The sequence below is a fragment of the Pseudomonas pharyngis genome, from assembly GCF_021602345.1.
Classification (GTDB): Bacteria; Pseudomonadota; Gammaproteobacteria; order Pseudomonadales; family Pseudomonadaceae; genus Aquipseudomonas; species Aquipseudomonas pharyngis.
On record NZ_BQID01000010.1, the window covers coordinates 195,681 to 209,516 of the forward strand.

Below are 13,836 nucleotides of genomic sequence, written 5' to 3' on the forward strand. Positions count from 1 at the left end.
CATGGCTTTGTAAGTCAGTTCCAAGGGGAAACCAATTAAAAATTGGTAACCCTATCTGAAAAGAGGCTGCGCGCGTGAGCGGGCAGCCTCTTTCGGGCGACAGTTGAAAAACCGTCTTATTGCTTGGCGGCAGCCAGCTGGGCAGCAACTTCTTCAGCGAAGTTGTCGACCGGCTTCTCGATGCCTTCGCCTACTTTGAAGTAGGTGAAGGAAACGATTTCAGCGCCGCCTTTCTTGGCCAGCTCGCCAACCTTGATTTCAGGGTTCTTGACGAACGCCTGCTCAACCAGGCTCGCTTCTGCCAGGAACTTGCTGATACGGCCTTTGACCATGTTCTCAACAATGTTTTCTGGCTTGCCTTTGATTTTTTCTTCGTTCAGCTGCAGGAACACAGCCTTTTCACGCTCGATCGCTTCGTCGGAGACTTGCGAAGGCAGCAGGAACTCAGGGTTGCTTGCAGCAACGTGCATTGCGATGTCTTTGGCCAGCTCGACGTCGCCGCCTTTCAGGACAACAGCAACACCGATCTTGTTGCCGTGCAGGTAGGTGCCGACTACGTCGCCTTCTACGCGCACCAGGCGACGGATGTTGACGTTCTCGCCTACTTTGGCAACCAGTGCTTCGCGAGCGGCTTCTTGAGAAGCGATCAGCGGAGCTGCATCGGTCAGCTTGTCAGCGAATGCTTTGTCAACGCTGGCAGCAACGAAGTTTTTGAAGTCGTCCTGCAGAGCCAGGAAGTCGGTCTGCGAGTTGACTTCGATCAGAACGGCAGCCTTGCCGTCGTCCTTGATGGCGATAGCGCCTTCAGCGGCAACGTTGCCAGCTTTCTTGGCAGCCTTGATGGCGCCCGAAGCGCGCATGTCATCAATGGCTTTTTCGATGTCGCCGCCAGCCTTTTCCAGGGCTTTCTTGCAATCCATCATGCCTTCGCCGGTACGCTCGCGCAGTTCTTTGACCAATGCTGCAGTAATTGCTGCCATTTTCAAATTCCTCTTGGATAGGTTTTCAACCATTCCACCCGATCGAACGGGCGTTCAATTCTTCCCGAACCTGTTTGTAGCCGCTGCACGTTACAGATGCTGTAGCTGCGCTGCCGACAGATGGTTTTCGAGGTGGCAAAAAGGGGGCCAAGCCCCCTTTTTGCTTACTGAGTCAACGCCAGGGCGTCAATTACTCAGCTGCAGCCTGAGTTTCTTCAGCTGCGAATTCTACAGTACCGCCAGCAACGTTGTTGCGACCGCGGATGACTGCGTCAGCCATCGAACCCATGTACAGCTGGATAGCGCGGATTGCGTCATCGTTGCCTGGGATGATGTAGTCAACGCCTTCCGGGCTGCTGTTGGTATCGACAACGCCGATGACCGGGATGCCCAGCTTGTTGGCTTCGGTGATCGCGATGCGCTCGTGGTCAACGTCGATCACGAACAGTGCGTCTGGCAGACCGCCCATGTCCTTGATGCCGCCCAGGGAGCGATCCAGCTTCTCAAGATCGCGAGTGCGCATCAGCGCTTCTTTCTTGGTCAGCTTGGCGAAAGTACCGTCTTCGGCTTGTACTTCAAGGTCACGCAGACGCTTGATGGAAGCACGAATGGTCTTGAAGTTGGTCAGCATGCCGCCCAACCAGCGGTGATCGACGTACGGCGAACCGCAACGTGCTGCTTCTTCAGCAACGATCTTGCCAGCGGAACGCTTGGTGCCGACGAACAGAATCTTGTTTTTGCCCTGGGCCAGACGCTCTACGAAAGTCAGAGCTTCGTTGAACATTGGCAGGGTTTTTTCAAGGTTGATGATGTGAATCTTGTTACGCGCGCCGAAAATGTATTTACCCATTTTCGGATTCCAGTAACGGGTTTGGTGACCGAAGTGCACACCGGCCTTCAGCATATCGCGCATGTTGACTTGGGACATGATAGTTCCTTGATAAGTCGGGTTGGGCCTCCACGTATCCCAATGACCAACCATTGATCCGAGGATCAAAGGCACCCAGGCCATCGTGTCGACACGTGTGTGGGTTAATGCTCCCGGAGCTATCCCCGGAAAGCGGCGCATTTTATACCACAGGGGCGACGCAAACGGAACCCGGAATCTGCAATCGCGTCAGGGACATGCGCGCCAGCCCCTTGGAATCGGGACAATGCGCCGCATTGTATAGAGAGAAGCGATACACGCAGGCGCGGATTTGCGCCTTTGGTCTGTTAGAATCGCGTTTTTCGGGGCCGCCAAATCAACAGCCGCGCCCCTGTTCGTATCAGCAAGCGCCGTCGAGCGCAGAGAGAGCCTGTATGACCGTCACCCTCAAAACCCCCGAGGACATCGCTGGCATGCGTGTCGCCGGCAAACTGGCCGCCGATGTGCTGGAAATGATTGCCGAGCACGTCAAGCCTGGCGTGACCACCGATGAGCTGAACCAGATCTGCCACGACTATATCGTCAACGTGCAGCAGGCCATCCCTGCCCCGCTCAACTACAAGGGCTACCCGAAGTCGATCTGCACCTCGATCAACCACGTGGTCTGCCACGGCATCCCGAACGACAAGCCGCTGAAAAACGGCGACACCCTGAACATCGACGTCACCGTGATCAAGGACGGTTACCACGGCGACACCAGCCGCATGTTCCACGTCGGCACCGTGCCGGTCTGGGCCGAGCGCCTGTCGCAGGTCACCCAGGAATGCATGTACAAGGCGATCGAGATCGTCAAACCCGGCTGCCGCCTCGGCGACATCGGCGAAATCATCCAGAAACACGCGGAAAAGAACGGCTTCTCGGTGGTACGTGAATTCTGCGGCCACGGCATCGGCAAGGTGTTCCACGAAGAACCGCAGATCCTGCACTACGGCCGTGCAGGCACCGGCATGGAACTGAAGGCCGGCATGACCTTCACCATCGAGCCGATGATCAACCAGGGCAAGGCCGACACCAAAGTACTGGGCGACGGCTGGACCGCTATCACCAAGGATCGCAAGCTGTCGGCACAGTGGGAACACACTTTGCTTGTCACCGACACCGGCTACGAGATCTTCACCCTGCGCAGCGACGACACGATCCCGCGCATCTCGGCCTGACCCAGACACCGTTCCCAGCCTATAGAAGGAAAGCCAATCGATGCCGCAGGTTGATCCCGAACTCTTCGACCGCGGCCAGTTCCAGGCTGAACTGGCCCTGAAAGCGAGTCCCATCGCGGCGTTCAAGAAGGCGATCCGCCAGGCCCGCGAGGTGCTCGATGCACGTTTTCGGGCCGGTCGCGACATCCGGCGACTGATCGAAGATCGGGCGTGGTTCGTCGATAACATCCTGCAAAAGGCCTGGGACCAGTTCGACTGGAGCGAAGACGCCGACATCGCGCTGGTCGCGGTCGGCGGCTACGGTCGCGGTGAATTGCACCCCTACTCCGACATCGACCTGCTGATCCTGCTGGACAGCGCCGACCACGAAATCTTCCGCGATTCCATCGAGCGTTTTCTCACCCTGCTGTGGGACATCGGCCTGGAAGTCGGTCAGAGCGTTCGTTCGGTGGACGAATGCGCCGAAGAGGCGCGCGCCGACCTGACGGTGGTCACCAACCTGATGGAAAGCCGCACCATCTGCGGCCCCGAGCGCCTGCGCCAGCGCATGCTCGACGTCACCAGCACTGCACACATGTGGCCGAGCAAGGAGTTCTTCCTGGCCAAGCGCGCCGAGCAGAAGGCTCGCCACCACAAGTACAACGACACCGAATACAACCTCGAACCCAACGTCAAAGGCTCGCCCGGCGGACTACGGGATATTCAGACCATTCTGTGGGTAGCCCGTCGTCAGTACGGCACCCTGAACCTGCGTGCCCTGGCCGGCGAAGGCTTTCTGGTCGAGAGTGAAAACGCCCTGCTGGCGTCCTCTCAGGAATTCCTCTGGAAAGTGCGTTACGCCCTGCACATGCTGGCCGGTCGCTCCGAAGACCGCCTGCTGTTCGATCACCAGCGCACCATTGCCGGGCTGCTGGGTTTTGAAGGCGACGACGCCAAACAGGCCGTCGAAAACTTCATGCAGCAGTATTTCCGGGTGGTGATGAGCATTGCCCAGCTCAGCGACCTGATCATCCAGCACTTCGAAGAAGTCATCCTCGCCCCGGAAGACGAAGCGCCGCCACAGCCAATCAACTCGCGCTTCCAGCTGCACGACGGCTACATCGAGGCACGCAACGACAATGTGTTCCGCCGTACGCCGTTCGCCATGCTCGAGATCTTCGTGCTGATGGCCCAGCAGCCGGAAATCAAAGGCGTACGCGCCGACACCATTCGTCTGCTGCGGGAAAACCGTCACCTGATCGACGACAACTTTCGCAACGACATCCGCAACACCAGCCTGTTCATCGAGCTGTTCAAGTGCAAGATCGGCATCCACCGCAACCTGCGGCGGATGAACCGTTACGGCATTCTCGGGCGCTATCTGCCGGAGTTCGGCTTCATCGTCGGGCAGATGCAGCACGACCTGTTCCACATCTATACGGTCGATGCGCACACGCTGAACCTGATCAAACATCTGCGAAAATTGCAGTACACCCAGGTGTCGGAGAAATTCCCGCTGGCCGCCAAGCTGATGGCGAAACTGCCCAAGCCTGAACTCATTTATATGGCCGGCCTGTACCACGACATCGGCAAGGGCCGGCATGGTGATCACTCGGAAATTGGTGCCGTGGACGCTGAAGCGTTCTGTCAGCGCCATCAATTGCCGGTGTGGGACAGCCGCCTGATCGTGTGGCTGGTGCAGAACCACCTGGTGATGTCGACCACCGCCCAGCGCAAGGACCTGTCCGACCCGCAGGTAATCCACGACTTCGCGCTGGCGGTCGGTGACGAAACCCGTCTCGACTACCTGTACGTGCTGACCGTGGCCGACATCAACGCGACCAACCCGACGCTGTGGAACTCGTGGCGCGCCAGTCTGCTGCGCCAGCTCTACACCGAGACCAAGCGCGCCCTGCGCCGCGGCCTTGAGAACCCGGTGGATCGCGAAGAACAGATCCGCCAGACCCAGAGCGCAGCACTGGACATTCTGGTGCGCGGCGGCACCGACCCAGATGACGTCGAGCAGTTGTGGGCGCAGCTGGGCGACGACTACTTCCTGCGCCACACCGCCGGCGATGTGGCCTGGCACACCGACGCCATTCTCCAGCAACCGGCTGACGGCGGCCCGCTGGTGCTGATCAAGGAAACCACCCAGCGCGAATTCGAGGGCGGCACGCAGATCTTCATCTATGCGCCGGACCAGCACGACTTCTTCGCCGTGACCGTGGCTGCGATGGATCAGCTCAACCTGAACATTCACGACGCCCGGGTCATCACGTCCAGCAGCCAGTTCACCCTGGACACCTACATCGTGCTCGATACCGATGGCGACTCGATCGGCGACAATCCGGTCCGGGTCAAGCAGATTCGCGAGGGACTGACCGAAGCCCTGCGCAACCCGGCCGACTACCCGACGATCATCCAGCGTCGGGTGCCGCGCCAGCTCAAGCATTTTGCGTTCGCCCCGCAGGTGACGATCCACAACGACGCCCAGCGTCCGGTAACCGTACTGGAACTCACTGCGCCGGATCGTCCAGGCCTGCTGGCACGGGTCGGCGGGATTTTCCTCGAGTTCGACCTGTCGCTGCAGAACGCCAAAATCGCCACCCTGGGCGAGCGGGTGGAAGACGTGTTCTTCATCACCGACGCCCACAATCAACCGCTGTCCGACCCGCTGCTGTGCAGCCGTTTGCAGGATGCCATCGTCGAACAGTTGAGCGTCAATCAGGAACCCGATATCAACCTGTCGCGCATCAGCATTTGATTGCGCGCCCGGATTCAACCGCTTTGCACGAGATCCCGCACCGATGAACAACGCTCTGTCCCAGCTTCAGCCCTACCCGTTCGAAAAGCTCCGCGCCCTGCTCGGCAGCGTTACGCCAAACCCGGACAAGCGCCCGATCGCGCTGTCCATCGGCGAACCGAAGCATCGCTCGCCAAGCTTCGTCGCCGAGGCGCTGGCCAACAATCTGGATCAGATGGCGGTGTACCCGACCACCCTCGGCATTCCGGCCCTGCGCGAAGCCATCGCGGCCTGGTGCGAACGTCGTTTCAACGTGCCGAGCGGCTGGATCGACCCGGCGCGCAACGTGCTGCCGGTCAACGGCACCCGTGAAGCGCTGTTCGCCTTCACCCAGACCGTGGTCAACAGTGGCGACGACGCGCTGGTGGTCAGCCCGAACCCGTTCTATCAGATCTACGAAGGCGCAGCGTTCCTCGCCGGGGCCAAGCCGCATTACCTGCCGTGCCTGGACGAGAACGGCTTCAATCCGGATTTCGACGCCGTATCGCCGGAGATCTGGAAGCGCTGCCAGATCCTATTCCTGTGCTCGCCAGGCAACCCAACCGGTGCGCTGATTCCGGTCAATGTGCTGAAAAAACTGATCGCCCTGGCCGACGAATACGACTTCGTGATCGCCGCCGACGAGTGCTACAGCGAACTGTACTTCGACGAACAAACCCCGCCGCCGGGCCTGCTCAGTGCCTGCGCAGAACTGGGCCGCCAAGACTTCAAGCGCTGCGTGGTGTTCCACAGCCTGTCCAAGCGCTCGAACCTGCCGGGGCTGCGTTCCGGTTTCGTCGCCGGCGACGCCGACATCCTCAAGGGCTTCCTGCTGTACCGCACTTACCACGGCTGCGCGATGCCGGTTCAGACCCAACTCGCCAGCGTCGCAGCGTGGAATGACGAAGTGCATGTACGCGCCAACCGTGCGCTGTATCGCGAGAAATTCGATGCCGTGCTGGCGATCCTCAGCCCGGTGATGGACGTGCAGCGCCCTGATGGTAGCTTCTATCTGTGGCCGAATGTGCAAGGCGACGATGCCGCGTTCTGCCGTGATCTGTTTGCCGAAGAACACGTGACCGTGGTGCCGGGCTCGTACCTGTCGCGCGACGTCGATGGCGTCAATCCGGGCGCCGGACGCGTGCGGATGGCACTGGTTGCGCCGCTGGCGGAGTGCGTCGAGGCTGCCGAGCGTATTCGCGACTTCGTCCTGCGCCACAAGTAATGTCTGAATGCCCGTGCCGGCCAATCCGGCACGGGTGGTCAAATATCACGTAACACTTCCCCTGTTTTTTGTACCCCATTCCTGTGCCGGCCAGACGTTAGTCTTGAGTCGCGCTATTCGCTGCGCGTGAACCAACGCCAACTCTAACTTCATGGAAGAAGTGAACAATGAAAGAACTTCTGGATTGCCAACTGATTCAATGGCCTGACGATCAGGCCGCTTACACAGCCGCCATCAACGAGAATCCGGCAAATGCCGGTACCCACAGCGCACCCGGCTCACGCCGCAAACGCTCCGTGATCAATTACTCGAAACTCTGGGCAAATGGCCGCACGTTAAAAATCGCATTCATGGATGCACCCGACGCAGACCTTAAGGCCGCGATTATCAAGGCGGCCTGTAAATGGCTGCCCTATATCAACCTCAAGTTTGAATTCGTCGACGATCTGAAAGGTGATATCCGCATCGCCACTCGGAACAATAACAACAGTTCGGTGCTCGGCACTGATGCGCTATTGATTCATCCCGACCATCCGACGATGAATCTGGGCGTCAAACCGGAACATGCCGATTTCGAAACCATCGTGGTTCACGAGTTCGGCCATGTGCTGGGGGCCCTGCACGAACATCAGCACCCTCAAGCCAATATTCCGTGGGACAAACCCAAGGTGTACGCGTTTTACCGAAATCGGGAAATGAATCCGCTGACCCGCGAACAGGTCGACCGCAATCTGTTCGCCTCCTTCGATACGCTGGACGCGCTTTATACGAATTACGACAGGCGATCGATCATGCACCATCCCGTATCGAACGATTTGACCATCGGCAACTGGCAAGTCCCGATCAACCGCAAGATCAGTAAAAAAGACAAACAATTGATGAAACTGCTTTATCCGAAATAAATGCCTGCCTCAAAATAACAATATTCGTCAGGTGCAACGCCTGACGAACCTGGATTGAACACACACCTACTTACATCAAACAACTTTCATACTTTCACGATCAACAATAACTTCACCACCCGAACTCATCGAGTTGCTGGACACGTTAATTATTTCCTGCAAGTAAGGACACTTGAACATGATTCAAACAATCACCCAGTCCCGCCGAAAAAAACGCGCAGCCGGCAAACCGGCTCACTTCTGGACGCCTGGCCAGACATTGCGAATTGCCTTTCTGAATGGCGACCAGGCGTTCAAAGAGGCTGTCAAAACCGCAGCGAGCAACTGGCTGCCTCACATCAACCTGAAGTTCGATTTTGTCGAGGGCGACTCAGGGGATATTCGTATCAAAAGCGAGCCCGGTATTTACTGGTCTGTCATCGGTAACAACGCCCTATTGGTCGAAGCGCCAGACCCGACCATGAGGCTGTCACCGGACCTGCGAGCACCAGCGTTCTTCGCCGCCAATGTCATGCATGAGTTCGGGCACGCATTGGGAGCCGAACATGAGCACCTGCACCCGGAGTCAAACATTCCCTGGAACAAACCTGCGGTTTACGCCTCACACGGCGTGGCCGAAGACGCCGATGAAGACGATTACGCGCGCCAGTCTGTCGATGAACGCTACTTCAACCTGCTCGATGCAGGCTCGTTCGACTATTCGCCTTACGATCCGAAATCGATCATGCATTACCCCGTTCGCCAGGACTGGACCCACGGCGATTTCAAGATTTATTTGAATCGAGTGCTCAGTGAAAAAGACAAGGCCTTCATGGCGAAGGTCTATCCGTACCCTGCTGCACAAACGGCGTAATCGGTGGACCGGGCCTCCTGGATTATTTGACCTGCCCCAGATTGGCCTCACTCAAATCCAGTTCTCCCAACACTTCCCGTAAAACGTCATCACCAATCTGATGCTGACGACTGAGGCTGTACAACTCAAGGCGCTGCGCCCGCAATGCCTTGAGGCGCAAGCGGCGTTCAAGCAGATCCATCTGGAACGCCAATGCCTGGGCTTCGGCGGAATCGTTGAACACCTCCAGCTGATGGCGGTACTCGGACATGATCCGCGCCTTGAGTTCCGCCGCCAGCGCGGCTTGCGCGGCGTCCTGCGGGTTGACCTCTTCGATTTCCAGCGCGTGAATCGCCGCTTCCGCCGTCTTGCGCCAGGCGTCACGGACTTCCTGACGACGCTTGTCGTCCGGGCTCTTTTCGATACCACGCAACAGCAATGGCAGCGCAATACACGCCGCCACCAGCGACAACAGAATTACCCCGGCGGCGATGAAGATCAGCAGGTCGCGCTCGGGAAACACCTCGCTGCCCATCAGCATCGGCACCGACATCACACCCGCCAGGGTCACCGCACCGCGCACACCGCCAACGGTCAGCAACCAGCAGGAACGGGCGGTCGGCACTTGCGTCAGATCACCCTTGCCGCGCAAGCGACGCAGCAGCACCGACAGCCGCCAGATGCTTTGCACCCAGATGAAGCGCAACAGCACCAGCGCCAGAAAGATCGCCACCACATCGAGACAGCGATAGAACAGGGTCGGCCATAACGAGGTCTCGTGGCTGACCACCGCTTTAATGATGTCCGGCAGTTGCAGACCGAGCAGCAGGAAGATCAGGCCGTTGAAGGCGAACTCCAGCAACGACCACACGCTGCGATTGAGCAACCGGGTGCTGGTCTGGCGCGGCAGCAGATCAAGCCAGCTCTGCATCATCCCCGCCGCCACTGCCGAAAGAATGCCCGACGCGCCGAGCCGTTCGGCCAGCACGTAAGCGGCGAATGGCAGCAGCAACATGAACACCACGTGGGTCGCCGGATCGTCCCAGCCCCGGGCGATCATCCAGGCGCGCAACCGGCCGACCAGCCAGCTCAGCGCCACCCCCACTGCCAGCCCGCCGACCGCGACCAGTACGAAGGTCAGGCTGGCGTTGGTCAGGGAAAACGCACCGGTGACCGCCGCGGCCAGGGCGAACTTGAACGTCACCAGGCCCGAAGCGTCATTCATCAGCGCCTCGCCCTGCAACATGTGCATCAATGGTGTGGGCAAGCGGTTCTGCGAAATGGCCGAGACGGCCACGGCATCCGTTGGCGACAGCACCGCCGCCAGCGCAAAGGCCACCGGTAAGGGAATCGTCGGCAGCAGCCAATGAATGAAGTAGCCCGCCCCGACCACGGTAAACAGCACCAACCCGACCGCCAGTGTCAGCACCGGCCCGCGCAGACGCCACAATTCCCGCTTGGGCATGCGCCAGCCATCGGAAAACAGCAGCGGTGGCAGGAACAGAAACAGGAACAGTTCCGGATCAAGGGCCACGTGCAGGCCGAGGGTCGGCCAGGCCAGCAAGGCACCGGCGGCGATCTGCACCAGTGGCAGCGGCAGCGGAATCACCCGTCCAATCAGGCGCGAGACACTGACCAGCATCAGCAGAATCAGGACGGTATAAGCGGTTTGCATAAAGCGGAAATCCCGGACAATCGACAGCGTTGAACTGCCATATTAGCCGCTTAGGCTGTGCGTGGCCGTTGCACCTATGTCGCAGCCCCCTCAGCAAAAGCAACCTCGGCGCCGCGAAACCGTCTGGTCATGGCATAATCCGACACCATTTTTTTCCAGCACCTGTAAAGGGGGCAATTCCTTGACCGTTTCAAGCAAAACGTTGCACCTTTTCGGCATCAAAGCCTGCGACACCATGAAAAAGGCGCGCACCTGGCTCGATGAACACGCTGTCAGCTATGACTTCCACGATTACAAGACCGCCGGCATTGACCGCGAGCACCTGACCCAATGGTGCGACGAGCATGGCTGGCAAACGGTGTTGAACCGCGCAGGCACGACCTTTCGCAAACTCGACGACGAACGCAAAGCCGATCTCGACCAGTCGAAAGCCATCGAACTGATGCTCGCTCAACCCTCGATGATCAAGCGCCCGGTGCTCGATCTCGGTGACCGAACCCTGATTGGCTTCAAGCCAGACATCTACGCGGCCGCGCTCAAGTAAGCAGCCCGTCACTTTTTGTAGAGGTATTCACATGTCCAACTCCCTGTTCAGTATTGCCTTCGGCGTCGGCACCCAGAACCGTCAAGGCGCGTGGCTGGAAGTGTTCTACGCCCAGCCGCTGTTGAACCCTTCGGCCGAACTGGTTGCCGCAGTTGCACCGATCCTCGGCTACACCGAAGGCAACCAGGCCATCACCTTCACCACCGCACAGGCTGCGCAACTGGCTGAAGCCGTGAAAGGCATCGACGCGGTACAAGGCAAGCTGCTGACCCGCCTGGCCGAAAGCCACAAGCCGCTGGTCGCGACCCTGCTGGCCGAAGACGCGCAACTGACTTCGACTCCTGAGGCTTACCTCAAGCTGCACCTGCTGTCCCATCGCCTGGTCAAGCCGCACGGCGTGAGCCTGGCCGGGATCTTCCCGCTGCTGCCGAACGTGGCCTGGACCAGCCAGGGCGCGATCGACCTGAGCGAACTGGCCGAGCTGCAACTCGAAGCCCGTCTGCGCGGCGAGCTGCTGGAAGTGTTCTCGGTGGACAAGTTCCCGAAAATGACCGACTACGTGGTACCGGCCGGCGTGCGTATCGCTGACGCCGCACGTCTGCGTCTGGGCGCCTACGTGGGCGAAGGCACCACCGTGATGCACGAAGGTTTCATCAACTTCAACGCCGGCACCGAAGGCCCGGGCATGATCGAAGGCCGCGTCTCCGCTGGCGTCTTCGTCGGCAAGGGTTCGGACCTGGGCGGCGGCTGCTCGACCATGGGCACCCTGTCGGGCGGCGGCAACATCGTGATCAAGGTCGGCGAAGGCTGCCTGATCGGCGCCAACGCCGGTATCGGTATCCCCCTGGGCGACCGCAACACCGTCGAGTCGGGCCTGTACGTGACCGCCGGCACCAAGGTCGCGCTGCTGGACGAGCACAACAACCTGGTCAAAGTGGTCAAGGCCCGTGAACTGGCCGGTCAGACCGATCTGCTGTTCCGTCGCAATTCGGAAACCGGTGCCGTGGAATGCAAAACCCACAAATCGGCGATCGAACTGAACGAAGCACTGCACGCTCACAACTAAGCGCCGCTGTGACCTCCTGTGGGAGCGGGCTTGCTCGCGAAGACGGTGTGTCAGTCACCCTTCATTTTGACTGACACGACGCATTCGCGGGCAAGCCCGCTCCCACAGGGTTCGGCGTTAACCCGCCCATCTTCACCAGGGCTTGAAACCGTGATGATTCCCTCCCCCTGGCGCGCCGATTTCCCGGCCATCGCCGCCCTGCAACGACAAGACCAGACCTATCTGGACAACGCCGCCACCACGCAAAAACCCCAGGCCCTGCTCGACGCGCTGGCGCATTACTACGCCAATGGCGCGGCCAACGTGCATCGTGCCCAGCATCTGCCCGGCGCCCACGCCACGCAGGCGTTCGAGGACAGCCGCCTGAAGGTCGCCCAGTGGCTGAATGCCGGTGACAGCGGGCGGATCATCTTCACCCACGGCGCCACCAGCGCGCTGAATCTCCTGGCTTACGGCCTGGAACATCTTTTCCTTCCAGGCGATGAAATTGTCATCAGCGCCCTGGAGCATCACGCCAATCTGCTGCCGTGGCAGCAACTGGCACAACGTCGCGACCTGAAACTGGTGATCCTGCCGCTGGACGATGACGGGGTCATCGACCTCGCTGCTGCCGTTCACCTGATCGGTCCGCGCACTCGCTTGCTGGCGGTCAGCCAGTTGTCCAACGTACTGGGCGCCTGGCAACCGTTGCCGGCGTTGCTGGCGATGGCCAAGGCGCACAACGCGCTGACCGTGGTCGATGGCGCTCAAGGCGTGGTTCACGGCCGGCATGACGTGCAGGCGCTCGGTTGCGACTTTTACGTGTTTTCCAGCCACAAGTTGTACGGTCCCGATGGCCTTGGCGTGCTGTTCGGGCGCAACGCCGCGCTCGAACAACTGCGCCCGTGGCAGTTCGGTGGCGAAATGGTGCTGGAAGCCAATTATCACGAGGCGCGTTTCCGCCCGGCGCCACTGGGCTTCGAAGCGGGAACGCCGCCGATTGCCAGCGTGATCGGCCTCGGCGCGACCCTCGATTATCTGGCCGGCCTGGATCAGGACGCCGTGCCCGCCCACGAAGCCGCGCTGCACGATTACCTGTTACGCGGTCTCGCCGCCCGCAATGGCATTCGTCTGCTGGGCAAGCCGCAACTGGCGCTGGCCAGTTTTGTCGTCGAAGGCGTGCACAACGCCGATCTGGCGCACTTGCTGACCGAACAGGGCATCGCCGTGCGTGCCGGGCATCACTGCGCGATGCCGTTGCTCAAGCGTTTCGAACTGGCCGGGGCGATTCGCGTGTCGCTGGCGCTGTACAACGATTCCGAAGATCTGGAGCGGTTCTTTGAAGCGCTGGATCAGGCGCTGGAGCTGTTGCGATGAGCCTGCCGGTCGAGGCCGCCGAGGCGCTGCAAACATTTCAGAACGCCGCCGGCTGGGAACAGCGGGCGCGGCTGTTGATGCAATTTGGTGACCGCCTGCCGCCGTTGGGCGATGCGGACAAGTGCGAGGCCAACCGCGTGCACGGCTGTGAAAGTCAGGTGTGGCTGGTTGGCGAATTGCGCGGCGGCCGCTGGCAGTTCGCAGCCAGTAGCGATGCGCGGATGATTCGCGGGTTGGTGGCGTTGTTGCTGTTACGGGTCAACGGTTTGGCCGCGGACGAGTTGCAGCAGGTGGATCTGCCGGACTGGTTCAATCAGTTGGGACTGTCGCGGCAGTTGTCGCCTTCGCGCAGCAATGGCTTGAATGCCGTGCTGCAGCGGATGAACGAGCTGGCGCAGTAAAAGGGCTGC

At 59.9% G+C, this 13,836-nt stretch carries 12 protein-coding genes; 9 read left to right on the top strand and 3 right to left on the bottom strand.

The genetic code is table 11. The features are described 5' to 3' along the window. Nucleotides 1–116: 116 nt before the first annotated feature. Together tsf and rpsB are read right to left on the bottom strand one after the other, a co-directional pair. Nucleotides 117–980 carry a translation elongation factor Ts gene (gene tsf / locus L6D74_RS21280; RefSeq protein WP_064593783.1) on the bottom strand — a complete coding sequence of 288 codons (864 nt, stop codon included), beginning with the start codon at nt 978–980 and terminating at the stop codon, nt 117–119. 190 nt (nt 981–1,170) lie between these two features. Continuing rightward, entirely contained in the window at nt 1,171–1,908 is a 738-nt protein-coding gene (gene rpsB / locus L6D74_RS21285; protein WP_008052780.1) for a 30S ribosomal protein S2, read from the bottom strand. 374 nt (nt 1,909–2,282) lie between these two features. On the opposite strand from rpsB, the gene map reads away from it, so the two are divergent. The 5 genes from map (at nt 2,283) to L6D74_RS21310 (ending at nt 8,806) form a co-directional block, all read left to right on the top strand. After that, the gene (gene map, locus L6D74_RS21290) at nt 2,283–3,065 is read left to right on the top strand and encodes a type I methionyl aminopeptidase (protein ID WP_039769663.1); all 783 of its coding nucleotides are present in this window, start codon (nt 2,283–2,285) and stop codon (nt 3,063–3,065) included. 40 nt (nt 3,066–3,105) lie between these two features. After that, a complete protein-coding gene (locus L6D74_RS21295; protein ID WP_236190260.1) occupies nt 3,106–5,808 on the top strand; it encodes a [protein-PII] uridylyltransferase in 2,703 nt (900 codons plus the stop codon). Between the two features lie 43 nt (nt 5,809–5,851). Then, complete coding sequence (gene dapC / locus L6D74_RS21300; protein WP_236190262.1) at nt 5,852–7,051, top strand: succinyldiaminopimelate transaminase; 1,200 nt, start codon at nt 5,852–5,854, stop codon at nt 7,049–7,051. Nucleotides 7,052–7,218: 167 nt separating this feature from the next. Then, the gene (locus L6D74_RS21305) at nt 7,219–7,953 is read left to right on the top strand and encodes a zinc metalloprotease (protein ID WP_064593776.1); all 735 of its coding nucleotides are present in this window, start codon (nt 7,219–7,221) and stop codon (nt 7,951–7,953) included. A 178-nt stretch (nt 7,954–8,131) separates the two neighbouring features. Continuing rightward, a complete protein-coding gene (locus L6D74_RS21310) occupies nt 8,132–8,806 on the top strand; it encodes a zinc metalloprotease (RefSeq protein WP_064593769.1) in 675 nt (224 codons plus the stop codon). A 22-nt stretch (nt 8,807–8,828) separates the two neighbouring features. On the opposite strand, the gene L6D74_RS21315 is transcribed toward L6D74_RS21310, so the two are convergent. Beyond that, on the bottom strand, nt 8,829–10,460 hold the full coding sequence (locus tag L6D74_RS21315) for a Na+/H+ antiporter (RefSeq protein WP_236190264.1): 1,632 nt from the start codon (nt 10,458–10,460) through the stop codon (nt 8,829–8,831). Between the two features lie 181 nt (nt 10,461–10,641). On the opposite strand from L6D74_RS21315, the gene L6D74_RS21320 reads away from it, so the two are divergent. From L6D74_RS21320 to L6D74_RS21335, 4 genes are all read left to right on the top strand, one after another. Beyond that, nucleotides 10,642–11,004, top strand: a complete 363-nt coding sequence (locus tag L6D74_RS21320; RefSeq protein ID WP_003222107.1) for an ArsC family reductase — start codon at nt 10,642–10,644, stop codon at nt 11,002–11,004. 31 nt (nt 11,005–11,035) lie between these two features. After that, complete coding sequence (gene dapD / locus L6D74_RS21325) at nt 11,036–12,070, top strand: 2,3,4,5-tetrahydropyridine-2,6-dicarboxylate N-succinyltransferase (protein ID WP_007954762.1); 1,035 nt, start codon at nt 11,036–11,038, stop codon at nt 12,068–12,070. Nucleotides 12,071–12,220: 150 nt separating this feature from the next. Next, nucleotides 12,221–13,426: an aminotransferase class V-fold PLP-dependent enzyme gene (locus tag L6D74_RS21330; RefSeq protein WP_236190266.1), complete on the top strand. Its 1,206-nt coding sequence runs from the start codon at nt 12,221–12,223 to the stop codon at nt 13,424–13,426. Then, nucleotides 13,423–13,827, top strand: coding sequence for a SufE family protein (locus L6D74_RS21335; RefSeq protein ID WP_236190267.1), 405 nt, complete (start codon nt 13,423–13,425; stop codon nt 13,825–13,827). Before L6D74_RS21330 ends, L6D74_RS21335 begins: the two co-directional genes overlap by 4 nt. The last annotated feature ends 9 nt before the right edge of the window (nt 13,828–13,836 follow it).